Raw genomic sequence first — 22,447 nt, forward strand, 5'->3', positions numbered from 1 at the left:
CATGTTGATGCGCACCGACCCGTTCCGTGAGCTCGATCGACTCACCCAGCAGCTCCTGAACACCACCGGCACCTGGTCGCGGCCGTCGGCGATGCCGATGGACGCCTACCGCGAGGGCGAGGAGTACGTGATCGCCCTCGACCTGCCCGGCGTCTCCAAGGACGCGATCGACATCGACGTCGAGCGGAACATGCTGACGGTCAAGGCCGAGCGGCGGCCCGTCGCCAAGGCGGACGACGTGCAGATGGAGCTCTCCGAGCGTCCTCTGGGCGTCTTCTCCCGCCAGGTCGTGCTGGCCGACACCCTGGACACCGAGCACATCAAGGCGGACTACGACGCGGGTGTGCTGACCCTGCGGATCCCGATCGCCGAGCGCGCCAAGCCCCGCAAGATCGCCATCGGTGGCGGCTCCGCGCACAAGGAGATCAGCGGCTGAGCCCCCTCCCAGCCGCGCCGGATGCGGGAGGACGGCCTTCCCCCCGGTCGTCCTCCGCTCTCCACTCGCCGCACTACACACAAGGGAGCAGCGATGGGCATGCGATGGGAGGCGTTCCTGGACCAGGTCAAGGAACGCGGCGAGTACAAGACCGTCGAGGAGGCCGAGCGGGCGGCCCGCACGGTGCTGGCGCTGCTGGGCGCGCACCTGGTGGGCGAGGTGCGAGCGGAACTCGCGACCCGGCTCCCGGAGGAACTGGCCCTCCTCCTGCTCAATCCGCTCCAGGCACACGAGCCACTCTCCCCGGAGCGGTTCGTGCGGGCCACCGCGGCGTGGATCGAAGGAGCGACCGAACGGACCGCGGCCTGGGACGTGGGCGCTGTGCTCAGCGTGGCCGCGGACGCCGCGGGCGAAGAGCTCACCCACCGGGTGCTGCTCCAACTCCCGGCGGGCTACGACCTGCTGTTCGGCTTTCCCCAGCGCGTATAGCCCGCGGTCAGCGACCACCCTCCCCCTGACCGAGTGACGTCGGCGGCCGACGGGCAAGCCCCCGCGGTCACCGACGTCATGACCACACAAGACGAGAAAGGCAACCGCGTCACCCATGATTTCCCTGCAGGAGCCGTGCCGGTCCACCACGGGCATGACGTTCGAGCAGATGCTTCAAAGGGTGCGGTACGAAGGCGCCTACCCCACCCGAGCACGGGCCGAGGAGACGCTGCGCGCCGTGCTGGCCGCGTTCGGGCGCCAACTCACGGGCGATGAGCGGGTGGAGCTCGCGGCCAGACTGCCGCACGAGGCCGCCGTCACCTTCACCTCCGAGATCCCGAGCACCGCCCCCCTCACCGGCTGGGGTTTCGTCAAGGACCTGGCGTCCCGCACCGGCGGCACGGCGGCCACCACCCGCTGGGACACCGGAACCGTCCTGCGCGTCGTGGCCCAGCTCGCCGGCGAGGATCTCGTCACCCGCATCCTCGCCCAACTCCCCTCCGGCTACGCCCTGCTGTTCGGCCGAGCCGAGCTCACCCAGGCGGCCTGACGCGAGGGAGGCCGTGGCGCCCCTGGAAGTGGCCGAGCCCTTGCCTCGTACGGGGCCGATCTCCTCCCCCGGCGGCAGTCAACGAGCGGTTCCGCAGCCTGATGGGGGAGGAGCGGTGCTCAGCGCACCGGGAAGCCGAAGGAGTACCCCTGCTGCTTCAGCCACGGCAGGACCTCGCGCAGGGCGGCCACGGTCTGCGAGCGCTCCCCGCCGGCGTCGTGGAAGAGGACGGTCGGGCCGTTGGACATCTCGTTCTTGACGGTGGAGATGATGGCGTCGGCGCCAGGGCGCTCGAAGTCCTTGGAGTCGACGTTCCAGCCCAGCGGCCGCATCCCCCGGGACGCGGCGAGGTGCCGGCTGTAGGGGGTGAAGGCACCGCCCGGCGCCCGGTAGTACAGCGGCCGGACGCCCCCGGAGGCTTTGGTGATCATGCGTTCGGCGTCCAGGATCTCCCGCGACTGGGCGGAGTCGGGCTTGGCGTCCATGGTGGTGTCGTGCGAGACCGAGTGGTCGCACAGTCGGTGCCCGCCCGCCACCACCGCCTTCACCAGGTCCGGGTGGGCCTGCGCCTGCGTGCCCACCATGCAGAAGGTCGCCTTCACGCCGTTGTCCCGCAGCACTCGCAGCACCTGCGGGGTCCAGGCCGGGTCCGGCCCGTCGTCGATGGTGATGTTGACGCCCCGGGCGCCGTGGTCCGAGGCGTGGACGATGTCCGCGGACACCGGAGCCCCGCCGCTGCCGGCCGGTGCGGAGGGCCGCGCGGAGACGCCCGAGCCTGCCTGCCGTCCCTCAACGGGACCGGCCTGCGCGGTCCACACGGAGGTGGCGGCGGCCATCGCCGTCACCCCGACCGCCGCCGCGAATACCCGGCCGTACCATCCCCGCCCGCCATGCCGCCCCATGTCCGCCCTGCTCCTTCGTCCTGGTGGATCCCCCTGCACCAGTGAGGACGGAAAAAGGGCGCCCCGGGATCCCTCTGTTACGGATCAAGGACAATTGGGCGGAGGTTCTGAGACGCGTGGTGGCGGCGCGCCTCCTGATCCGGTCCGCCCTGCGGTGGGCGCGGGTCAGGGGCGCAGTGGGGCGCACAACAGGGCCGCGGGGCCAGGCGTGCTGCCCAGCCGGGTGGTGAATGCGATACCGGCGGCGTACTCGTCGGCGGCGCATTGGCCCTTGTAGCGGCCCTCGGCGAAGTCGCCGCCGGTGCCATCTGCGGGCCGGTTGTCGGAACGGTCGAACCAGACGGTCCGTCCGCTGAGGCCCGGTGAGGTGCGGGCGGTCGCGCACAGGGCCGCCGACACCCGGTCACCGCGACGGCTGTAGCCGATGAGGAACTGCCGGGCGGGGCACTGGAGTTTGGTGTAGCCGCCGGCCCAGTCACCGCCTGGAGGGACATGCCGTTCGTCGGTGACGACCGTCTGGGCGTCGTCCGCGGCGCGCAGGTCGCCCGCGGTCGTGTCGGTGCACAGGCCGCGGCCGCCGGTGTGGCTGAGGCCGATCAGCCGCAGGCCGTCCGGGCAGGCGGCCTTGTACGCCCCGGGATCCCAGTCGCCTCCGGCCCGCACCCGCAGGGACCGCACGTGGTCGCCGTGGTCGGTGGTGAGCATGCGCCAGACGGGCGCCGGCGCGATGTACCCGGTACGGGTCGCGGACGTCATGAGGTGATCCCAGGCGGTGCGGCGCCAGTCGCCGGGGTCGAGGAGGCCGTACCGGTGCCCGGCGGCGTCGTAGCGCAGCAGGGCCCAGTCGTCGTGGCCCTCCCATCCGACGAGGGGCCAGTAGGCGAAGTCGGCGTCACGGTCGGCGAAGTAGTCGGTGAGATTGCCGAACCAGGCACGGGCGGCGGCCCCGGTCTCCTTGGCTCCGATGCCGAATTCGCTGATCCACACGGGCGCGGTGTAGTGCTTTCCTTCCGTGGTGACGAAGAAGGCCTGGTCGGTGAGGACTTGGGACAGCTGGTCGCGGGTCAGGTCCTGGTAGCGGGGATCGTGCGTCTCGCCGATTCCGGTGGCGCCACTGTGCCGGGGGCCGGTGTAGCCGTAGAAGTGGGCCGAGTAGACCAGCTTGTGGGCGTTCAGGAGGGTGTGCGAGAGCGTGCGTACGGGAGTGAGGGTGGGGCGGTCGTGCGGCAGCCCGTCGACGGGCAGGCCGGTCCAGTTGATGCCCTCGATGACGATGAGCAGTTCGGGGCCGGCCTCGGTGAGGATGCGGTCCGCGGCGAGTTGGGCCGCGGCGTACCAGTCGTGGCTGTCTCCGCCGCCCCAGTTGGGGTCGTCCAGTACGTCACGGCGTACTTCGTTGTACAGATCAGCCGCTATGACACGGGAGTTGGTGGCGTACCGGCGGGCCATGAAGACCCAGTCGTCGGTCCACTGTTGGGTGGTCTGACCGCTGTTCCACCGTTCGTTGCCGTCCACGCCGCAACACCAACGGGAGCTGTTCGTATGGTTGTTGAGGATGACCGCGATGCCGTCCTGGGTGAGCGCGGCCACCACCGCGTCGTAGATCTGCAGGGGCGTCTTGTCGCGCAGCCGAGGGTTGGCGGCGACGGCGGCGTCCGGCACGGGAGCCGTCGCACGGATCATCTCGTTGGAGAACGGCAACCGGATGCTGTTGATGCCGAGCTCGTGGATGTCGGCGAGCAGCTCGGGCAGCGCGACGCGGTCCAGGCCGAGGGGTATGCCGTAGGAGTTCTGGCCCGCGTGGTGGTTGGCGGGATCGGCGGTGTTGCCGCTTCCTGTCCAGGAGCCCTGTGCGCCGTCCCAGTTGGCCGACTTCAGACGGAACCGTAGCCCCTGGGCATCGACGATGTACCGGCCACGGGTGGACAACGGCGGCTGCCAGCTGTCCGCCGCCGGGCGAACGGTCTGGGCGTGGGCCGCGGCGGCGGCGGGCTTCGGGGTGGTGGCGAGTGCGGTCGGCGTCGTGGTCAGCGGCGCGAGAACCATGGCCACTGCTGTCAGGTACTGGACAAGTCTGACGGTCGGCATCCGGGTCCTCTGAGGGCGCGTGGTGGGGGAGGGCGGGCGAGCAGTGGCTGCCAGCGTACGAAGGAACACCGGCCAGGTCGACGTCAGTTCTCGCCACCGTGCTGCCTCCTGCCGTCGCAACGGCCGGGGCCGGGCGGAGTCGGGAACCCGCCGCCCGGCCCCCGGGAGCCGCTGATCAGATGCCGGGAGAGGGAATTCGGGTGTAGGTGAGGGGACTACTGGTACCGGCGCCGGTTGTGATGGTGACGCCGACCGGCCCGTCGGCGCCCACTGGAGCCACGACGGTGACCTGGGTCGGGGAGACGACCGTGAACGCCGCCGGGGTGGAACCGAAACGGACTTCGGTCGTGGTGGTGAGGTCGGTGCCGGTCACGGTGACCACGGTGCCCGCGTGGGCCGGTCCCTGGTCGGGGACGAGGGAGAGCAGGGTGGGCAGCGTCAGGTAGACGTAACCGGCTGGGTTGCTGGTGCCGCCGGGGGTGGTCACGGTGACGGCCACGGCGCCGGTCGCGTGGGGTGGGGTGACCGCGGTGATCTGGCTGGCCGAGTTGACCGTGAAGGACGTCGCGGCCACCCCACCGAAGCTCACCGCCGTCGCGCCGAGCAGGTCGTTGCCGGTCAGTGCGACTGTGGCGCCGCCCGCTGTGCTTCCGGACGCGGGGGTGACGGTGGCGAGCGAGGGAGAAGCGGCGTAGAAGAAGTACGCGCTGGGACTGTCGGGGTTGCTGGTGCCGCCCGGCGTGGTCACGGTGACGGCCGCGGCGCCGCCCGTGTGGGGTGGGGTGACGGCGGTGATCTGGGTGGCCGAGTTGACGGTGAAGGACGTCGCGGGGACGCCGCCGAGGGTCACCGTTGTCGCGCCGGTGAAGCCCGTGCCCGTGAGGGTGACGGTGGTGCCGCCGGAGACCGGTCCCTGGGTGGGTGTCAGATGGGTGAGGGACGGTGAAGTGACATAGGTGAAGGGCACCTGCTGGATGCTGGTGCCCTGACTGGTGGTGACGGTGAGGTTCACCGAACCGGCGCCCGACGGACTGACCGCCGTGATCTGGGTGCTGCTGTCGACGGTGAACGAGGTGGCGGGTTTGGCGCCGAACCGGACGGTTGTCGCTCCGGTGAAGCCGGTACCGGTCACGGTGACGGTGGTGCCGCCGGGGGCCGGTCCCTGGCTGGGACTGACCGAAGCGACCACAGGGGCAGCCATGGCTGTCCTCCTTCGGTAGGACGCGCTCGTGATGCGAATCGGGGCACTTGGGGCCTGCTGAGGGAGCTCCGCGACGCCGCGGAGATCCTCAGCAGGGGCCTTGGGGGCGGGGAACGGCCCGTCGCCCGGGCGGCGTGAGGGGTACGCCGCCCGGGCGCGGTTCAACGCCTCCGTCGCGCGGAGGCTGCCGGATGGATCAGATGCCTGGTCCTGCGATGTAGGTGAAACCGTCGACTTCGGTGGCCGACCCCGCGGGGTTGGTCACCACCACGTCGACCGCGCCCGCGGTGCCCGGCGGGGTGACCGCCGACAGCGTGGTGGCGCTGATCACCGAGAACGGCGCGGCGACGCCGTCGAAGGTGACCGACTCGGTGCTGCTGAGGTTGGTCCCGGTGATGGTGACCGCCGCGCCGCCTGAGGTCGGGCCCGAGGTCGGGCTGATGGTGGTGATGGTCGGGGCGTCGATGTACGTGTACGTCAGGCCGTTGTTGGTGCCTCCGGCGGTGGTCACACTGACCCCCGCCGGCCCGGCCGCGGCGCCCGCCGGAACCACGACGGAGAGCTGGCTGTCGCTGACCACGGTCGGGGTCGCGGTCGCAGCGCCGAAGGAGACGCTGGTGGCCGTCGACAGGCCGGTGCCGTTGATGGTGATGGTGTTGCCGCCGGCCAGCGGCCCGGAGGTGGCTCCGAGGGCACTCTTGAACGGGGCGCCGACATAGAAGAACGACACCGGGTTGCTGGTTCCTCCGGGCGTGGTCACGGTGACGCCCACCGTGCCGGTCCCGGAGGGGGAGACGGCGGTGACCTGCGTCGGTGAGACCTGGGTGATGTTGGTCGCCGACTTGCTGCCGAACTTCACGGCACTGGTGTTGGACAGGTTCGTCCCCGTGATGGTCACCAGCGTTCCGCCGCCGGTGGAACCCTGATTCGGAGAAATGGGCATGGGGCACTCCTCGCTGGATGGTGGAGACTTGCGAGGAACCGGCAAAGGGGTCCCCGGTCACCGGTTGCCGCGTCTGCGGACCAACCCTGCCGACAGGCAGGCCTGCTGCTCTCATCCCGGGCGATCGAGGAGCAGTCGGTGTCACCGGGCACGGGGCGAGGGAAGAGGCGGCTGCTTCCGCACCCAGGGTGGGAGGTACAGCAGCGTTCGGGCATCCCCGGGCAAAGAGATAACCAGCAAGAGCTGCCCTTCTCAACCATGCCCCGGCACGGGATGGGCAGCCCGCCGGTTCGCACTCTCAGTGACTCATAGGTCCGATCGAGTGACAAGGGCGGTCAACTCGCCTCACTCGAAAGAGGGATGAATCGCCTGCTTGTCCTATTCGATGATGGATGCCGAAGGGTGATGGATCCCGAAGGGCTCGGCTTCACGGTGCGATCCGGGGGCCGTGTCAGCCGGTGCCGCGGACGGCACCGGCTGAACGGGATCCGGGTTCCCCACCGGGGGTGCCCATCGCGGTATGCCGGCCTGGTCACCCGGACTCTTCCGGAGAGCGCCGCGGGTGGATCGACCGACTGCCGCATCCCCCGGCGAGGACGGGCAGCCCACCGGTCGGATCTGCTCCAGTTATTCATCGCGGCTATGCCAGCAGCAAGCCCCTCCTGACGCGCTCACACGAACGGCCCAACGCATCTTTCGTGACCGCTTGTCGGCGAGCGGCACGTACGGGGGGAAAGGCGACCGATTGGCACGCACAGACGTGCGGGCTGCCGCGGAGGCGCTGCCCGCCGAGCCGGCCCGAGCCGTGCCCTCACCCGTCCGGATCCCACTGGGTGCGCACGGTCCACGCGCGCGATCACAGTGGACTGCTGACGACGACCCACGGGGCCGGGAGCGCCCGTCCGACGAAGTGAGGACAACCAGTGCTGACCGTGAAGACCATGCGCGGCCTTGCCTTGGCCGTGCTGCTGAGCACATCGGTGCCGGGCCTGGCCGCACCCGCCGCCGCCGAGAGTCGCTCGGCGGGTCGAGCGGCCACGGTGCCGTGCGGAGACGTCACCGAGCTGATCAGACAGGTCAACCAGGCCAACACCGTCGGCGCCGGAGTGATCACGCTCGCGCCCGGCTGCACCTACACGCTCACCGCTCCCGCCGAGACATCCGGGCCCGAGGGGGCCAACGGACTTCCCACCGTCACGGGACAGCTGATCATCTACGGCAGTGCCGCGACCATCACACGCGACTCGGCCACACCGTTCCGCATCGCCGAAGTCGCCACCCAGGGTTCCCTGAGACTCCAGGGGATCACCGTGTCCGGGGGCAGCGCCACCGCGGATCCCGGCACCGACGGCGGCGGCATCCTGGCCCGCGGACGACTCACCCTGGTCGCCTCCGCCGTCACCGGCAACACCGCTTCGCATCTCGGCGGCGGTATCGCGGTGACGTCCGGCGCCACCGCGCAGTTGACCGCCACCACCGTGTCCGGCAACCAGGCCTCCGACGGCGGTGGAATCCACGTCGACACCACGGGCCGACTGACCGTCACCAGCGGATCAGTCAAGTACAACAACGCGACCTACACCGGCGGGGGGCTGGCCAACTTCGGCTCCACGGTGCTCAGTGGCAGCACGATCCGCGACAACACGACCGAATACTTCGAGGGCGGCGGCATCTACACGGCAACCGGGCCCCTTACGGTCACCGGCGGCAGCATCGCGTGGAACACGGCCACCACGTACGGCGGAGGCATCGCGAACTACGGCAGCACCGTCCTGCTGGTGGGCACATCCGTGCGGGACAACACCGCCGGAGAGTCAGGCGGGGGCGTGTTCCAGGGAATGGGCACGTTCCGCCTGGTCGGCAGCCCGGTCATCGGCAACACGCCCGACCAGTGTGCCCCTCCCGGCACCGTCCCCGGCTGCCCGCAGTGACCGGACTAAGTCCCCTCCCCGCACCGAGGCGATGCGATGCCCGACCGTGCCGACCCTGTCCGCCCTGAGGATGTCCCACCACGGTGGATCGCGCAGCACCGGCCGCCGGAGCAGGCACTGTTCAGTGGCATCTACGGACTGGTGCTGGCCAGCGCTCTGGCGGCCGCGCTGGACGCGACGGGCGAGAAGGCCGATCCCGGCCCGGACGCCTTGTGGGTCCTGCTCACCGCGCTGGCCTCGGGCGCCGCTCATGGGTACGCGCACGTCATCGCCCAGCGTGCGTCCGCCGACAGGGCGGCAACGACGAGCAGACGGCAGTTGGTGTTCGCCGAGTGGCCCCTGGTCGCCGCCGTGCTGCCCACCGTGGCGATGCTGCTCGCCGCGGTGGCCGGGTGGTGGGCGGAGTCCACGGCTGTGGACGTGGCTCTGGTGTTCAACACCGTAGCCCTGTTCGGCTGGGGCACCTGGGCCGCCCGCAGCGCCGGACACTCACGGCCGTCCTCGTGCCTGGCAGGGGGCCTGGACATGGTGATCGGCCTCGTGATCATTGTCGCGAATGCCCTGATCAAGTAGGCAGGCGGCGGGGTGCTCTTCGCCGAGCCGGTCCATACGCCTGCCCTGGCCCGCGCGCCGTGTCGCCGATCCGGCGTTGCGAGGTTTTCGTTCAGACAGGCAGACCGAATGGCGGGTGCGCACCGTTGAGGAAATAGTCCCCGACGTCGCGGAGGCGGTGGGCGACGGGCTCCTGCAAGGTGTGGGTCCGCACGTTGCGCCAGAAGCGGTCGAAGCCCAGCCGCGAGGAGGCGGAGCGGGCACCGACGATGTCGAGGGCGCGAGTGGTGGATTCCTGCGCTGCCCTGGAGGCGGCGGCTTCGGCCACGGACACGAGGACCGAGATGTCCGCGTACTCGTCGTAGGTGAGCGCTTCGCCGCATGCCAGCCCGCGCTGCACGGCTTGCAACGCCTGCTCGGTGAGTGCGGAGGCGGAGCGGGCGAGGACGGTGAGTTCTCCGTAGGCGGTCAGTACCTGCGGGTCCTGGTGAGAGCTGTCCGGCCAGGATGGATGCCGGGGTGAGTGGCCCGCCCTGCTGTACTCACGGGCTTCGGCGAGCACCCCCTCAGTCATGCCGAGAAGGAGCTGGACGGAGAGGAGACGCCCGACCGGTGACGCGAGAGCGGCCCGGGGTGACAGGACCTCCTCGTCCGCGGACAGGGAGCAGAGTACGTCCTCGGCGGCGACCGGTACGGCGTCGAACTCCACGCTGCCGCCCGCGGCGAGCCGCTGGCCGAAGGTGTCGGCGTCACCCTCGACCCGCACGCCGTGACGGGCGGGATCGACGACCACGGCCAGCGGTTCACCGGTGTCCGCCCGCTCGGCCCGCACGGCGAGACGGTCGGCGACCAGGACCCCCGTGGCGTAGCTCTGCCGACCGTCGAGCACATGGCCACCGGCTTTCCTGGCCAGCGTCAGAGGCAAAGGCATGTCCTGAGGGGCCAAAGCCCCACCCCAACACCACTGTTCGGTCGCGGACCGCCGCTCGACGTGAGCGGCGAGAGCGGGCTCGGCGTAGTGCCGGGCGCTCCACGACAGGAAGTAGTGATGGCCGAGGAGTTGACCGATCGCGCCGTCGGCGGCGGCTATCTCCCGGACGACGGCGTACGCCGTGAGCCAGTCATCGCCGCCGCCCCCCAGCTCGGCCGGTATGAGGAGCGTGAGCAGTCCCGCCTCCCGCAGGCCGGACACCTCGCCGAACGGGACCTTGCCCGCCTGCTCCCTGGCCACCGCGTCCGTGGCGAGGTCTTCCGCCGTCTCGCGGGCCACGCGCAGCCAGTGCGCACGGCCGGGCCCCGTCCGGTCGAATTCCGAGGCGGGTTCGGACGGCGCGGTGGCAACGCCCATGGCGGAGTTCTCCTCAAGCTCGATGGCAGGCCGCGGGGTTGAGGCCCGTTTGCGGGTCGGGCACGTACTTGTAGCCCACGCGCCGGGTGGTTCGCCTGATCACCTGGGGTGAGAGAGAAGGCACGGAGTGGCACACGCGCCGTATGGGTGGTGTGCCCTACACGCGACGGCAGGCGGCGCTGACGACGTGACCAAAGTCGACATGCCGACGACGAACGAGTCGTTGCTGCGTGCGAGCCATGTGCTCCATCCTGCGCACCCGTTGGGGTGCACGTCAATGCTTCCCTAGTAAATCGATAGGAAATGTAGGGAAGAGGGAGAGGGTGTCATCCGGCCCGTAGTTGACGTGAAGCGAGATGTGCTGCTGAATTGATCGCATGAACGCGGAGCAGCACCTGGTCACCCGTGACCACATCGACTTCGGTCGGGTGTGGTCCGCCGCGTGTTGCGCCTGATGCCGCAGCGCGCCGTCTGACCGGCCCTTCCGTCCGTCGGCGACCTCCGTCGGGCAGGGTGCCTTTCTTTCCGCCGCCGTCGCGAGCATGCGCTCAACCGGTGCTGAATCCGCGAACGGACCAGGTCCTACGCGACACACACGCGCTGCCGTCTCCCCCCGCCCGAGCCCCGGCGTCGTCACACCAGCTCACCACTTGATCGTCGGCACCTTGAAGCGCCGACACACCGGCCGCAACGAGGGCCGCCCCGCCGTGCCCCGTGCTGCCCACCGCACGGCCCCAGAGAACTTGAGGAAGGTCATCACTCATGCCAGTGGAGTTCCTCGGCATCGCCGCCACCAACGACGGCTCCGAAACGACCCCGCGTGCCGGCGCCTCCTTCGACAAGGAGTACACCCTCCGGCTCGCCCGGGCGCATGAGGACCAAGGCTGGGACAGGGTGCTGTTCGCCTACGGTTCCGGGTCGCCGGATCCCGCACCGGCCGCCGCGTACATCGCGAGCAGACTGGATCGCCTCCAGATCCTGCTCGCCCACCGGCCCAACGTCTCGTATCCGACCTTCGCCGCGAAGACCTTCGCCACCCTCGACCAGATCAGCGACGGCCGGCTGACCGTGCACTTCATCACCGGCGGAAACGACCGCGAGCAGGGCCGCGAGGGCGACACCCTCACCAAGGACGAGCGTTACGCCCGCACCCGCGAGTACATCCGGATCGTCAAGAAGATCTGGACCACCCACGAGCCCTTCGACCACGAGGGCGAGCACTACCGCTTCCACGACTTCGTCAGCGACGTCTTCCCGGCCCAGCAGCCGCGCCCGAACGTGTCCTTCGGTGGGTCGTCGCCCGCCGCGTACGCCGCGGGAGGCGCCGAGGCCGACATCTACGCCCTGTGGGGCGAGCCTCTGGAGAGGACCGCCGAGCAGATCGAGGCCGTGAAGGCCGCCGCGAAGGCCGCGGGCCGCACTGACCTTCCCCGCATCCAGGTGGCGTTCCGCCCGATCATCGCCCCGACCGAGGAACTGGCCTGGGAGAAGGCGCATCGCACGGTCGGCGCCATCAAGGCCCGCAAGGAGAGGGGCGAGGCCATCACCAAGCGCCACAACGGGCATGCTCAGCCGCAGAACGACGGTTCCCAGCGGCTCATCGCCATCGCCGAGGCGGGGGAGCGGTACGACCGCGCCCTGTGGACCCCGACAGCCGCCGCGACCGGGGGCGCGGGCAACTCCAACGCCCTGGTCGGAACCCCTGAGACGGTCGCCCAGGCGCTCCTTGACTACTACGACCTCGGCGTCGACATCCTCTCCGCCCGCGGCTACGACCTGCTGGGCGACGCGATCGACTTCGGCAGGCACGTGATCCCGATCGTCCGCGAGGAGGTCGCCAAGCGCGACGCCGAGCGGGCGGTGCGCGGCACGCACAACCTCGCGGCGGTGCATGGATGACGTCCGTCGGACGGTAGGCGCGACACCATCGCCGACGCGGTCGAGTCGACGGCACACGTTGGACCGTGGCGCCCCGGGCACCCCTGCCAGTGAGGCGCGCGGGTCGGTGAGCCGGGCGCGGTTGTCCAGGCGTAGGACGGTGGCCGAGGTGCCGCGCCAGCAGCACTGCAACACCGGTGACGATGGGCAGGGCCGCGCCCTCCACGGGGGCGGCCCTCGTGCCGCTGCGGCTCAGGCGCTGATCCGGTCCGGCGTGGCGGCGCGGTTCCAGGCGGCGTCACGCAGCAGACGCAGGCCGTTGAGGCCGACGATGACCGTGGAACCCTCGTGGCCGAGAACGCCGAGCGGCAGCGGGAGATCGCCGACCAGATCCCAGATGACCAGACCGGAGATGAACACCCCGGCGATGACCAGGTTCTGCACCACCAGCCTGTGGGCCGCCCGGGACAGGGCCACCACTGCGGGGACGGTGGCGAGCTCGTCGCGGACGATGACCGCATCGGCGGTCTCCAGGGCGAGGTCGGAGCCCGCCCGGCCCATCGCGATCCCGCTGTGGGCGGCCGCCAGCGCCGGCGCGTCGTTGACGCCGTCCCCGACGACCAGCACCTTGCGTCCGCGAGCCTCCAGGCGGCGTACCGCCTCGACCTTGTCCTGGGGCAGCAGGCCCGCGTGGACGTCGTCGGCGACGATGCCGACCTCAGCGGCCAGACGCGCGGCGGCGCGCGGGTTGTCGCCTGTCACCAGCACCGGCGGGCTGCCGGTCATCGTCGTGAGGGCGGCGACGGTCGCCGCGGCGTCGGGACGCAGGCGGTCGGCGATGCCCAGCACGCCGACGGGGGAGCCGTCGCGCTGAACGAGGACCGCGGTGTGACCGCTGTCCTCCAACTCGCCCGCCACCGTGGCTGCTTGAGCGGAGACCGGGTCGGCGGCGGCCCGCAGCAACCGATCCGGAGAGCCGACCGCGATCTTGCGGCCGCCGACGGTGGCCGTGACCCCGATGCCGGGGGCGGAGGAGAAATCCTCGGCGAGGGGCAGGTCCAGCAGGCGTTCGCGGGCCGCGTCGACGACAGCACGGGCCAGGGGGTGCTCGCTCGGCTGCTCGGCCGCAGCCGCAAGCGCCAGCAGCGCATCCCCGGTCAGGCCGGTATCGGTCAGCGTGCGGATCTCGGTGACGCGGGGGGTGCCTTCGGTCAGGGTGCCGGTCTTGTCCAGGGCGACCGCGTCGACCTGCCCGAGGCGTTCCATGACGACGGCGGACTTGACCAGCACGCCGTGGCGCCCGGCGTTGGCGATCGCGGACAGGAGCGGCGGCATGGTCGCCAGCACCACCGCGCACGGCGAGGCGACGATCATGAAGGTCATCGCCCGCAGCAGCGAGTCGGTCAACTCCGCACCGAAGACGATCGGGGTCGCGAAGACGGCGAGCGTGGCGGCGACCATGCCGAGGCTGTATCGCTGTTCCACCTTCTCCACGAACAGCTGGGTCGGCGCTTTGGTCTCGGAGGCTTCCTCGACCATCGCGACGATACGGGCGATCACCGAGTCCGACGCATCGCGTTCGACCCTCACCCGCAGGGCGCCGGTGCCGTTCAGCGTGCCGGCGAACACCGCGTCCCCGGCCGCCTTGGCCACCGGGAGGGGCTCACCGGTGATGGTGGCCTGGTCGACCTCGCCGGCACCGGCAAGGACCCGGCCGTCGGCGCCGACCCGCTCACCGGGGCGGACCAGGATGGTGTCTCCGACGGTCAGTTCGGCGGTACTCACCGTCTCCTCCCGGCCATCCCCGACCAGGCGGGTGGCGGTGGGGGGTGCGAGGTCGAGCAGGCCGCGCACCGCATCCTGGGTGCGGGCGGTGGCCAGTGCCTCCAAGGCCCCGGAGGTCGCGAAGATGACGATCAGCAGCGCGCCGTCCATCACCTGTCCGATCGCCGCCGCGCCGACCGCGGCCACGACCATCAGCAGGTCCACGTCCAATGTCCTGTCCTTGAGGGCCTTCAGGCCCTCCCAGCCCGGCTCCCAGCCCCCGGTGATGTAGGTGAGCGCGTACAGCGGCCCCCACAGCCAGCCCGGGGCGCCGGTCAGTTGGAGTGGCAACGCGATCAGGAACAGCACCAGGGCCGTTGCGGCCCAGCGGGCCTCGACCAGCGCGAACACCCGCGTACGGCGCCGGGGCGCCGTCACCGCAGCGGTCGGCGCAGCCCTTTCGGAGCTCTGGAGCAAGGCAGGAGGCATGACAGAACAACCCTTCACGGGCGGGAGACGGCAACTGTGCCCACCGTACAGGAACATATGAACAGGTATTCATGCATGCCCGCTAGGATGGGCAGTATGGGCCACGGAACGGACGCCAAGAGCACAGCCACCACCCGCGAACGCCTGGACGCCGTCGGGACCGCCGACGTCGCCGCCACCCTCCAGGCCCTCGCCACGCCCTCCCGGCTGAGGATCCTCGCCCGCCTCCAAGAGGGCCCCTGCGCCGTCGGTGACCTCGCCGAAGCCGTCGACATGGAAGCGTCCGCCTGCTCCCACCAGCTTCGCCTGCTGCGCAACCTCGGCCTGGTCACCGGCGAACGCCACGGCCGCTCCATCGTCTACAGCCTCTACGACAACCACGTCGCCGAACTCCTGGAACAGGCCCTGTACCACGTGGAGCACTTGCGGCTCGGCCTCCACGACGTCCCGGCCGAAGCGGCGACGGTGGCCGGCTGACGGCCCGCCGTCGGCGCGAACGAGGTTGAACGGCGGCGGGGCGGCGCAGACCCTCTCCCTGGGGCGCCAGTCGTCAGTTCAGGAAAAGGCTTTGAGTCAGGCAGCGGCCCGCTGCTACGGTCCTGATGGACCGTGAAGTCGTCGTATGGAGGTGAGACCCGTGAACACAGTTACCCATGGGTGCTCCCTCAACCCGTCACGGTCCGGCGGCTGACGTTCGGTGTCGCCAGGAGCGCCTGAGATCGAGGCACTCCTGGAGGGAGACTCCGATGAACACAAAGCCTTTTACATCTGGCCTGAGCGAGAACGCGGTGATGATCACGCGCGTCGCGGACAGGCAATGGCATGCGCTGGATGACGACCTGGTGGTCGGCCGCGGGCATGCGCAGCACCGGCCCGACGGACGCTTGTTCGTCAGCATCGACGCCTGGCACGAGACCACCTTCGACCGGCTCGCCGAGGTGATGCTGGCGGAACTGCCGGCGCCGCTGTACACGGTGGTCGACGAAGCCGACGTCGAGCTGACGGCCGGTTGGCGGCGGGCCGGTTTCACGGTGCGGCGCCGCGAGTGGGAGTACGTCGTGCCGACCGACCCGCGTGACACCGGGCTCGAAGCGGTACTGCCACCTCCGGGCGTGACGATCGTGCCCGCCGGTCAGGTGGACGAGAGTCTGCTGCGGGCAGTGGACCGCGCGATCCGTGACGAGGTCGAGGCGACCGTCGGGTGGCGGTCGATGCCCGCGGAGGTGATCGCCCGCCCCGAAGGCGACACCATCGTCGACCCGTCGAAGTACGCGGTGGCCGCGACGCCGGACCGCTACCTGGGGTTGATCCGGGTGGTGATCCCGATCCGGCCGCGCATCGGGCTGCTCGCGGTCCGGGCCGACGAGCAGCGCCGCGGCATCGCGCGGGCGTTGCTGGCCCACGCGCTGGGGACGCTGCACCGCTCCGGGTTCGCCGAGGCCTGGACCGAGGTCCAGGAGTCCAACCAAGCAGCCACGGCGCTGTTCGAGGGCATCGGCGCCCGACCGATGAGCAGCAACCTGGAGCTGGTGCGATGACGAAGAACAGGAACGTCATCGAGGTCGAGGGCAGGGTCGTCGAGTGCCTGCGCAGCGCCATGTTCACCGTGGAGCTCGAGAACGGCCACCAGGTGCTGGCGCACATCAGCGGGAAGATCCGCAAGAACTACATCAAGATCATGCTGGAGGACCGGGTGCTGGTGGAGCTCCCGCCGTACGACCTGACGCGCGGCCGGATCGTGTTCCGGTACCGGAACTAGCGGTGGTCGGCGGCTGCGGCGGCAGCTGATCCTGGGGCCCCGGTCACGGCGTCTTTCGTGACCGGGGCCCCGACGACGGCTCGGACCGAACCCTTGCTCCGGTGGCGGCAGTTGCCAGGCGATGTCGTCGTGCGGCACGTCAACAAGATCGTGTCACGAGCCCACAGAGGCATCGGCCTGTACGCCCGGGGAACGCGGCTCCACCGGAGGTGTTCCGTGCTCCTGGCCGACCCGCAGGCTCTTCTCGAGGAGTGTGAACGACTTGGGTTCACCGCCCGGCTGCGGCTTGCCCGCCTTGTGGCCGACGACCCGGTAGCCCTCGTCCAAGTAGTACGTGTTCAGGCGCGCGTTGTTCGCCAGACAGTCCAGACGCACGAACGTACGCCCCGCCGCGGCCACGCGTTGCTCCGCGGCTCGCAACAGCAGACGCCCCGTCCCCGGCCGGACGCTGCCGTGGTCCACCATCAGCCGGTGCACGTACCCGGCCACCGGCGTTCGCGGCCCCCAGGCGTCCTCGTCCTCCCACCACAGTTCCCAGGCCCCGGCCAGACGGCCGTCGACCTCGGCGAGCCAGACCTCGCCGTCGGCCATGATCCGTCGGAAGTGGTCCTCGTCCAGCTCGCCGGGCTGCCACTGGCCGGTGATGCCCCGGGCCAGCATCCAGCGGGCAGCGTCGTCGCGCAGGCGAACGAGAGCGGCGAGGTCGGAATCGTCGGCGAGGCGGAAACGTAAATCATTCACGCCGCGATCCTCGCACGGTCCAGCACGGTCCGGACCGGAGCTCGAGGCTCCACTCGCCGGCTGATCGGGACGTCACTTACCTGCGCGGCGCTGAGGCGACGGGTCGTCGTCGTGGTCGAACAGCAGGCGGACGAAGTCGGTGACGGGCCCGACGACGTCGAGGTCCTGGTTCAACACCCACTGCAACTGGAGCCCGTTGAGTACGGCATGGAACAGGATCGCCGCGCTCTCGGGGCTGACGCCCTCGCGCAGCGAACCGCGGACCTCCTTGCGATGGAATCCCTCGGCGAACTGGGTGCGGCCGCGTTCGTATCGTTCGACGAAGTACGGGTGGGCGGGATGATCCGGCCGTGAAGCCGCCGCGGCGAGCTCGATCCACAGGCGCATCAGCTCGGGAGCGCTCTGGTGGTGGCGGATGAGTTCGGCGAGGTAGGGCGCGAGCTGGTCGGGGGTGTCGACCTGTTCCAGGCCATGCTGCCATTCCTCGGCATCCCGGTCGGCGAGCACCTCGGCGAGGAGTTCCTCCTTGTTGCGGAAGTGATGCAGGAGGCCGGCGTGGGTGATGCCGGCCCGCTCCGCGATGTCGCGCAGGGAGGCTTTGGCGTAGCCGTTCTCGGCGAAGCTGTCGCGTGCGGCCCGTACGATCTCCGCTCGGCGGGCCGGTGTCTTGGCGTACGGCCCACGCGCTCTTGCTTGACCCACGGGTGCGCTCACTCTCCTCGAGGAAGTCGGTCCGACGCGGAAGCTGAGCCTCAAAACCTACCAGTGGTTGGTGTTCACGGCTTCAGGGCCACCACCCGGCAGGCCTACCCGGCTACTTGGCTCAGCGGCGCGTGACGAACGTCCTGAACGGCGGAGCTCCGGTCGGCGGCGTCGAGATCGACGCCTGAGCCACCACCGCGAGGCAGACGGGCGCGGTCACACGCCCGCGGGCGCGAGGACGATGTCGAAGCGCACCCGGCTCCAGGTGCCGTCGATGACGCGACCGTCGGGCGTCGGAGTGCCGGCGGGCTGCCGCTCGAACCGTTTGATCAGTGAGTCCTTCACACCGAAGACGGTGTCCTTGCGGCCGATCGGATCCCCCTCGGGGAAGATGTGGGTCACCAGCGTGCGGGCCCCCTCGTGGGACACCATGAAGTGCAGGTGGCTGGCGCGCAGCGGTGAGCGGCCGACCGCTTCGAGCATCTTGCCGACGGGGCCGTCGTCGGGGATGGGGTACGGCGTCGGGGTGAGCCCCCAGAAGCGGTAGCCGCCGTCGGCCGCGGACAGGAAGTGCGCCCGGCCGGCGCGCTTGCCGGCGTCGTACTGCACGTCGTAGAGCCCGTCCTCGTCGGCCTCCCAGACCTCGATCCGCGCACCGGCGAGCGGTGTGCCGTCGGTGTCGGTGACCGTGCCCTCGACCCAGCAGGGCTCACCGGGGGCACCGAAGGCCATGTCATCGCCGAGTTCGATCGCGGGGGAGTCCTCGACGAAGAACGGCCCGAAGACGGTCGCCTCGGTGGCGCCCTGGTAGGACTGGTTGTTGACGTTGATGGTCTGCATGCTGGCGCCGAGGGTGTCGGACAGCAGGATGAACTCCTGCCGGACGTCGTCGGTGATGTGGCCGGCCCTGGTGAGGAAATCGATCGCCGTCCCCCACTCCTCCTCGGTCAGTCGGACCTCGCGGACGAACGAGTGCAGGTGCTTGACCAGACTGACCATGATTTCCTTCAGCCGGGGGTCCTCGCAGGCGTCGAAGGAGGCCACGACATCGTCGACGAGCCGCTGTTCGACGGCCTGCTGCTCAGGCGACACCGCGCGGTGGATCGTGCCGTGGGCACCGGCCTGGGCCGAGCCGGGGTTGACGTAGGTAGCCATGACGGCCTCCTTCAGTTGATCGGGTCGCCCGCCCACGCGGCCTGCAGCAGCGCGGTCAGGTTCTCGTCGGTGACGGGGGCGGGGTTACCGGCCGGGATCGCCTTCCTGATCGGCCCCAGCGCCTTGACGATGCCCTCCTCGGGCATGCCGTAGTCACGCAGGGCCCTGGGCGCGTCCAGCACCCGGCGCAGGTCGGCCAGGCCGGCGCTCGCCGCACGGGTGCCGAAGGCCTGGGCGACACGTGCCTCCGCCTCGGGGGCGTGCGGGGCGTTGAAGGCGAGCACGTAGGGCAGCACGACGGCGTGGGTCTGAGCGTGCGGGAGGTTGAACATGCCGCCGAGGACATGGCAGATCTTGTGATGCATCCCCGAGCCGGCCGAGGCGAACGCGACCGCGGAGAGGTAGGCGCCGTACAGCGTCTGTTCGATGCCCGCCACGCTCGTCGAGTCGTCGGCCACCGTCGGCAGGCCGGTCGCCAGCGCGCGGATGCCCTCCTGCGCCAGCGCCCGGTCGATCGGGTCGGCACGTGGCGCCCACATCGAATCCACGCAGTGCGCCATCGCGTTCAGGCCACTGGCCACGGTCATCCGGCCGGGCAGCGTGGTCAGCAGACCGGCGTCGTACACGACCGACGCGGGCAGCACCCTGTCGTCCACACCGGTGGTCTTCGTCTCCCCCTCCGTCAGGCCCCACACATTGGTCGCCTCGGAACCGGCGTACGTGGTGGGCACCGCGACGATCGGCAGCCCGGTGGTCATCGCCACCGCCTTGGCCAGTCCGGTGGTCGAGCCGCCGCCGACGCTGACCAGGACGTCCGCGCCCGCGTCGGCCGCCGCCTGACGGGCTCGCCGCGCCACCTCGACCGGCACGTGCATCACAACCTCCTCGTGACGCACCACGGCCGGGATCTTGGCGGCGATCGGGTCGGCCAGCTCCCTCTCGCGGTCCGACGCGATCAGCATCACCCTGGAACCGCCGAGCGTCTCGACCTCCGCCGCCACGGCGACCGGTGACTCCCCGGCCGCGAACACCACCCTCTGGGGAAGGGTTTCGTGTGTGAACCTCATCGCTTGCTCTTTCGGTCGTTCGGATCGGCGGCCCGCGGGTGACGGCTCACGTCAGGACCCGGCCAGCCATTGCGTACCTTCCCAGTACAGCCGCTCGACTGCCGCGCCGGTGAGGCCGGGCAGCCCGTCCTTCACAGTGAAGCCCGCTTTGGTCTGCAGGTAGGCCAAGTGCCGGTATCCGGTCGGGAACCGATCCAGAAGCTCGTGATCCAACCTCAGTGAGAGAGCCGGGTCGACGACGTCGAGCCGGTCCTTCTCGTAGATCGGCTGCCGGCGCACGAGGACCCAGCGCCCCTCGTGGCGGGAGAGGAAGTCGTAGAAGCGGCCGGTGCAGACGACGTCGACCTCGACGCCGTCGATGCTCGCGCGCTGGTTGATAGTCATCTTCGTCTGGGCGATCGCTCGGTCACCGACGATGTCCGCGGTGTGACCGCCCAGGAAGTGGAGGATGCTGACCCCGTTCTCGAAGCCCTCACGGCTGGCCTTGATGAACTCGGTGGCGCTTCCCTGGAACCAGGTGGCGCTCATCCAGCCGTCGCGCGGATGCCAGACCGTGGCGAAGCGGCTCCACAGCCCGGCGTCGCGCCACAGCGCCCAGTTCTCGACGAGCTGCCGGATCTCATGGTGGTCGTGGTCGGCCTGCGACATGGTCAACTCCTTGGAGGGGTGGTGACCCCTGGTAGAGGGCATCGTCAGACCGACCGGAAGAACTCCTCCAGCTCCCGGTCGAGTCGCTGCGAGGCCGCTGTCTCGCGGGCGTCCGCGAACCATGCAGCTGCCACCGCCGGGCTGAAGGCCGCGGCAAGACACCACAGCCAGGAGAGCACAGCACGGGGGCGCGGCGCACGCCGTGTCACGTGCGCCGTGCGACCGCGTCGCATCGTCAGATGGGGTAGTGACGGGATCCGGACTGGATGGTGATCCAGCGCAACTCGGTGAACTCCTCCAGCGCGGCGCGGGAACCGAACCGGCCCCAGCCGCTGGCGCCGACACCACCGAAGGGCATCTGCGGCTCGTCGTGCACGGTGGCGCTGTTGATGTGGCAGACGCCGGACTTGATCCGGCGAGCCACGTCGAGCGCCGCGGCCGCGTCCTTGCCGAAGACCGCGGCCGACAGCCCGTACTCGGTGTCGTTGGCGACCGCGACGGCTTCGTCGGTGGAATCCACCTCGATGATCGAGACCACCGGTCCGAAGGACTCCTCGCGGTAGATGCGCATCTCCGGCGTGACCCCGCGCAGCACGGTGGGCTGCACGAACAGGCCGTCGGCCGTGCCACCGGTGAGGACCTGCGCACCCTTGGCGCGGGCGTCCTCGATCAGCGCGATCACCTGGTCGCGGGCACCGGCGTGGACCAGCGGACCGATCTGTGAGGCGGGGTCGTTCGGCGGCCCGACGACCAGCTTGGCGGCCCGCTCGGCCAGGCGGGAGGAGAAGTCGTCGGCGACGACTCTGTCGACGATGACGCGCTCGGTCGACATGCAGATCTCGCCCTGGTTCATGAAGGCACCGAAGTTGGCCGCGGCGGCTGCCTCCTCCAGATCCGCGTCAGGAAGCACCAGGAAGGGCGCCTTGCCCCCGAGTTCGAGGACCACACGGGTCAGGTGGCGACCGCCGAGTTCGCCGATGATACGGCCGACCTTGCTGGACCCGGTGAAGTTCACGCGGGTCACGGCCGGGTGGGCGATCAGCGCCTCGACGACCTCCGGACCGTCCTCGGGCGCGTTGCTGATGAGGTTGACCGCTCCGGCGGGCACGCCGGCGTCGTGCAGCACCTGGGCGATGGCGGCCTGGGTGAGCGGCGTCTGTTCGGAGGACTTCAGCACCACAGTGTTGCCCCACACCAGCGGCCACACGATGGCGCGGACGCCGAGGATCAGCGGGGCGTTCCACGGTGCGATGCCGACGACGACGCCCACCGGCTGACGCACGCCGAGGGCGGTGAGGCCAGGCACGTCCGACGGGATGACCTCGCCGACGGCCGAGTAGGCCTGGGCCGCCGCCTCGACGAGCATGCCCTTCGCGACGTGCACGTTGAAGCCGCACCAGGGGAGAGTGGCGCCCATCTCGCGGCTCATCGTGGCGACGATCTCGTCGGTGCGCTCGCCGAGCAGGACCACGGCCCGCTCCAGCACCGCCCGTCGGGCGGCCGGCGGAAGGCTCGACCACTCCGGCAGGGCGGCCGCCGCCGCGTCCACCGCGAGGTTGACATCCTCGACCGAGGCAGCCGCGACCCTTGCTATCGGTTCGCCGGTGAGGGCCTCCGTCGTCTGGAAGTAACGGCCGTCCTTGGCCGCGACAAACTCGCCCGCGATGAGGAGGTCGCTGGTCCGGACAGCGCCGGACGTGGGTGCCTCGATCTCTGTGGCTGACATGTGTTGCCTCACCTCCACAACAGCGGCGATCGCCGCCGCACGAACCTTGGGTCGAACTCTGCGCGGCCGGCGTCGCAG

The 22,447-nt window shown here is 70.4% G+C and carries 21 protein-coding genes; 9 read left to right on the top strand and 12 right to left on the bottom strand.

The features are described from left to right. The first annotated feature begins 1 nt into the window (after window position 1). The 3 genes from ABZ027_RS18535 to ABZ027_RS18545 all read left to right on the top strand — a co-directional run bounded on the left by ABZ027_RS18535 (window position 2) and on the right by ABZ027_RS18545 (window position 1,475). Complete coding sequence (locus ABZ027_RS18535; RefSeq protein WP_356769490.1) at window positions 2-436, top strand: Hsp20/alpha crystallin family protein; 435 nt, start codon at window positions 2-4, stop codon at window positions 434-436. Window positions 437-529: 93 nt separating this feature from the next. After that, window positions 530-925, top strand: coding sequence for a DUF2267 domain-containing protein (locus ABZ027_RS18540; protein ID WP_356769492.1), 396 nt, complete (start codon window positions 530-532; stop codon window positions 923-925). Window positions 926-1,040: 115 nt separating this feature from the next. Beyond that, window positions 1,041-1,475 carry a DUF2267 domain-containing protein gene (locus ABZ027_RS18545; protein WP_356769493.1) on the top strand — a complete coding sequence of 145 codons (435 nt, stop codon included), beginning with the start codon at window positions 1,041-1,043 and terminating at the stop codon, window positions 1,473-1,475. Window positions 1,476-1,594: 119 nt separating this feature from the next. Here the strand turns inward: ABZ027_RS18545 and ABZ027_RS18550 are convergent, their stop codons facing one another. From ABZ027_RS18550 to ABZ027_RS18565, 4 genes are all read right to left on the bottom strand, one after another. Beyond that, complete coding sequence (locus ABZ027_RS18550) at window positions 1,595-2,377, bottom strand: polysaccharide deacetylase family protein (RefSeq protein WP_356769495.1); 783 nt, start codon at window positions 2,375-2,377, stop codon at window positions 1,595-1,597. Window positions 2,378-2,542: 165 nt separating this feature from the next. Further along, complete coding sequence (locus ABZ027_RS18555) at window positions 2,543-4,465, bottom strand: cellulase family glycosylhydrolase (protein WP_356769497.1); 1,923 nt, start codon at window positions 4,463-4,465, stop codon at window positions 2,543-2,545. A gap of 175 nt (window positions 4,466-4,640) precedes the next feature. Further along, window positions 4,641-5,666: an IPT/TIG domain-containing protein gene (locus ABZ027_RS18560; RefSeq protein ID WP_356769499.1), complete on the bottom strand. Its 1,026-nt coding sequence runs from the start codon at window positions 5,664-5,666 to the stop codon at window positions 4,641-4,643. A gap of 196 nt (window positions 5,667-5,862) precedes the next feature. After that, window positions 5,863-6,609: an IPT/TIG domain-containing protein gene (locus tag ABZ027_RS18565; RefSeq protein ID WP_356769501.1), complete on the bottom strand. Its 747-nt coding sequence runs from the start codon at window positions 6,607-6,609 to the stop codon at window positions 5,863-5,865. 941 nt (window positions 6,610-7,550) lie between these two features. Here ABZ027_RS18565 and ABZ027_RS18570 point away from each other — a divergent pair. After that, window positions 7,551-8,540 carry a right-handed parallel beta-helix repeat-containing protein gene (locus tag ABZ027_RS18570; RefSeq protein WP_356769503.1) on the top strand — a complete coding sequence of 330 codons (990 nt, stop codon included), beginning with the start codon at window positions 7,551-7,553 and terminating at the stop codon, window positions 8,538-8,540. Between the two features lie 36 nt (window positions 8,541-8,576). After that, the gene (locus tag ABZ027_RS18575) at window positions 8,577-9,113 is read left to right on the top strand and encodes a hypothetical protein (RefSeq protein ID WP_356769505.1); all 537 of its coding nucleotides are present in this window, start codon (window positions 8,577-8,579) and stop codon (window positions 9,111-9,113) included. A 91-nt stretch (window positions 9,114-9,204) separates the two neighbouring features. Here ABZ027_RS18575 and ABZ027_RS18580 read toward each other — a convergent pair whose 3' ends face one another. After that, entirely contained in the window at window positions 9,205-10,440 is a 1,236-nt protein-coding gene (locus ABZ027_RS18580) for an acyl-CoA dehydrogenase family protein (RefSeq protein WP_356769507.1), read from the bottom strand. Window positions 10,441-11,202: 762 nt separating this feature from the next. Between ABZ027_RS18580 and ABZ027_RS18585 the strand changes: the two genes are divergently transcribed. Beyond that, window positions 11,203-12,339, top strand: a complete 1,137-nt coding sequence (locus ABZ027_RS18585) for an LLM class flavin-dependent oxidoreductase (RefSeq protein WP_356769509.1) — start codon at window positions 11,203-11,205, stop codon at window positions 12,337-12,339. Between the two features lie 231 nt (window positions 12,340-12,570). On the opposite strand, the gene ABZ027_RS18590 is transcribed toward ABZ027_RS18585, so the two are convergent. Continuing rightward, complete coding sequence (locus ABZ027_RS18590; protein WP_356769511.1) at window positions 12,571-14,571, bottom strand: heavy metal translocating P-type ATPase; 2,001 nt, start codon at window positions 14,569-14,571, stop codon at window positions 12,571-12,573. Between the two features lie 96 nt (window positions 14,572-14,667). Between ABZ027_RS18590 and ABZ027_RS18595 the strand changes: the two genes are divergently transcribed. The 3 genes from ABZ027_RS18595 to infA all read left to right on the top strand — a co-directional run bounded on the left by ABZ027_RS18595 (window position 14,668) and on the right by infA (window position 16,330). Beyond that, window positions 14,668-15,048, top strand: a complete 381-nt coding sequence (locus ABZ027_RS18595; protein ID WP_356769513.1) for a metalloregulator ArsR/SmtB family transcription factor — start codon at window positions 14,668-14,670, stop codon at window positions 15,046-15,048. Between the two features lie 269 nt (window positions 15,049-15,317). Beyond that, the gene (locus tag ABZ027_RS18600) at window positions 15,318-16,109 is read left to right on the top strand and encodes a GNAT family N-acetyltransferase (RefSeq protein ID WP_356769514.1); all 792 of its coding nucleotides are present in this window, start codon (window positions 15,318-15,320) and stop codon (window positions 16,107-16,109) included. Further along, a complete protein-coding gene (gene infA, locus ABZ027_RS18605; protein ID WP_356769516.1) occupies window positions 16,106-16,330 on the top strand; it encodes a translation initiation factor IF-1 in 225 nt (74 codons plus the stop codon). Before ABZ027_RS18600 ends, infA begins: the two co-directional genes overlap by 4 nt. A gap of 153 nt (window positions 16,331-16,483) precedes the next feature. Here the strand turns inward: infA and ABZ027_RS18610 are convergent, their stop codons facing one another. The 6 genes from ABZ027_RS18610 to ABZ027_RS18635 all read right to left on the bottom strand — a co-directional run bounded on the left by ABZ027_RS18610 (window position 16,484) and on the right by ABZ027_RS18635 (window position 22,369). Further along, complete coding sequence (locus ABZ027_RS18610) at window positions 16,484-17,071, bottom strand: GNAT family N-acetyltransferase (RefSeq protein WP_356769518.1); 588 nt, start codon at window positions 17,069-17,071, stop codon at window positions 16,484-16,486. A gap of 72 nt (window positions 17,072-17,143) precedes the next feature. Next, window positions 17,144-17,773 (bottom strand): TetR/AcrR family transcriptional regulator, encoded by a 630-nt coding sequence (locus ABZ027_RS18615; protein ID WP_356769520.1) that lies wholly within the window; start codon window positions 17,771-17,773, stop codon window positions 17,144-17,146. Window positions 17,774-17,989: 216 nt separating this feature from the next. Beyond that, the gene (locus ABZ027_RS18620; RefSeq protein WP_356769522.1) at window positions 17,990-18,928 is read right to left on the bottom strand and encodes an intradiol ring-cleavage dioxygenase; all 939 of its coding nucleotides are present in this window, start codon (window positions 18,926-18,928) and stop codon (window positions 17,990-17,992) included. Between the two features lie 11 nt (window positions 18,929-18,939). Next, entirely contained in the window at window positions 18,940-19,995 is a 1,056-nt protein-coding gene (locus ABZ027_RS18625; protein WP_356769524.1) for a maleylacetate reductase, read from the bottom strand. A 51-nt stretch (window positions 19,996-20,046) separates the two neighbouring features. Then, the gene (locus ABZ027_RS18630) at window positions 20,047-20,643 is read right to left on the bottom strand and encodes a nuclear transport factor 2 family protein (protein WP_356769526.1); all 597 of its coding nucleotides are present in this window, start codon (window positions 20,641-20,643) and stop codon (window positions 20,047-20,049) included. 235 nt (window positions 20,644-20,878) lie between these two features. Beyond that, window positions 20,879-22,369 carry an aldehyde dehydrogenase gene (locus ABZ027_RS18635; protein WP_356769528.1) on the bottom strand — a complete coding sequence of 497 codons (1,491 nt, stop codon included), beginning with the start codon at window positions 22,367-22,369 and terminating at the stop codon, window positions 20,879-20,881. Window positions 22,370-22,447 lie beyond the last annotated feature (78 nt).

This window comes from Streptomyces sp. NPDC006332, from assembly GCF_040612855.1.
Classification (GTDB): domain Bacteria; phylum Actinomycetota; class Actinomycetes; order Streptomycetales; family Streptomycetaceae; genus Streptomyces.

Excerpts from the sequence above, each read along its gene's own strand:
- ABZ027_RS18535 (WP_356769490.1), top strand. The coding sequence starts at position 2 with ATGTTGATGCGCACCGACCCGTTCCGTGAGCTCGATCGACTCACCCAG.
- ABZ027_RS18540 (WP_356769492.1), top strand. The coding sequence starts at position 530 with ATGGGCATGCGATGGGAGGCGTTCCTGGACCAGGTCAAGGAACGCGGC.
- ABZ027_RS18545 (WP_356769493.1), top strand. The coding sequence starts at position 1,041 with ATGATTTCCCTGCAGGAGCCGTGCCGGTCCACCACGGGCATGACGTTC.
- ABZ027_RS18550 (WP_356769495.1), bottom strand. The coding sequence starts at position 2,377 with ATGGGGCGGCATGGCGGGCGGGGATGGTACGGCCGGGTATTCGCGGCG.
- ABZ027_RS18555 (WP_356769497.1), bottom strand. The coding sequence starts at position 4,465 with ATGCCGACCGTCAGACTTGTCCAGTACCTGACAGCAGTGGCCATGGTT.
- ABZ027_RS18560 (WP_356769499.1), bottom strand. The coding sequence starts at position 5,666 with ATGGCTGCCCCTGTGGTCGCTTCGGTCAGTCCCAGCCAGGGACCGGCC.
- ABZ027_RS18565 (WP_356769501.1), bottom strand. The coding sequence starts at position 6,609 with ATGCCCATTTCTCCGAATCAGGGTTCCACCGGCGGCGGAACGCTGGTG.
- ABZ027_RS18570 (WP_356769503.1), top strand. The coding sequence starts at position 7,551 with ATGCGCGGCCTTGCCTTGGCCGTGCTGCTGAGCACATCGGTGCCGGGC.
- ABZ027_RS18575 (WP_356769505.1), top strand. The coding sequence starts at position 8,577 with ATGCCCGACCGTGCCGACCCTGTCCGCCCTGAGGATGTCCCACCACGG.
- ABZ027_RS18580 (WP_356769507.1), bottom strand. The coding sequence starts at position 10,440 with ATGGGCGTTGCCACCGCGCCGTCCGAACCCGCCTCGGAATTCGACCGG.
- ABZ027_RS18585 (WP_356769509.1), top strand. The coding sequence starts at position 11,203 with ATGCCAGTGGAGTTCCTCGGCATCGCCGCCACCAACGACGGCTCCGAA.
- ABZ027_RS18590 (WP_356769511.1), bottom strand. The coding sequence starts at position 14,571 with ATGCCTCCTGCCTTGCTCCAGAGCTCCGAAAGGGCTGCGCCGACCGCT.
- ABZ027_RS18595 (WP_356769513.1), top strand. The coding sequence starts at position 14,668 with ATGGGCCACGGAACGGACGCCAAGAGCACAGCCACCACCCGCGAACGC.
- ABZ027_RS18600 (WP_356769514.1), top strand. The coding sequence starts at position 15,318 with ATGAACACAAAGCCTTTTACATCTGGCCTGAGCGAGAACGCGGTGATG.
- infA (WP_356769516.1), top strand. The coding sequence starts at position 16,106 with ATGACGAAGAACAGGAACGTCATCGAGGTCGAGGGCAGGGTCGTCGAG.
- ABZ027_RS18620 (WP_356769522.1), bottom strand. The coding sequence starts at position 18,928 with ATGGCTACCTACGTCAACCCCGGCTCGGCCCAGGCCGGTGCCCACGGC.
- ABZ027_RS18625 (WP_356769524.1), bottom strand. The coding sequence starts at position 19,995 with ATGAGGTTCACACACGAAACCCTTCCCCAGAGGGTGGTGTTCGCGGCC.
- ABZ027_RS18630 (WP_356769526.1), bottom strand. The coding sequence starts at position 20,643 with ATGTCGCAGGCCGACCACGACCACCATGAGATCCGGCAGCTCGTCGAG.
- ABZ027_RS18635 (WP_356769528.1), bottom strand. The coding sequence starts at position 22,369 with ATGTCAGCCACAGAGATCGAGGCACCCACGTCCGGCGCTGTCCGGACC.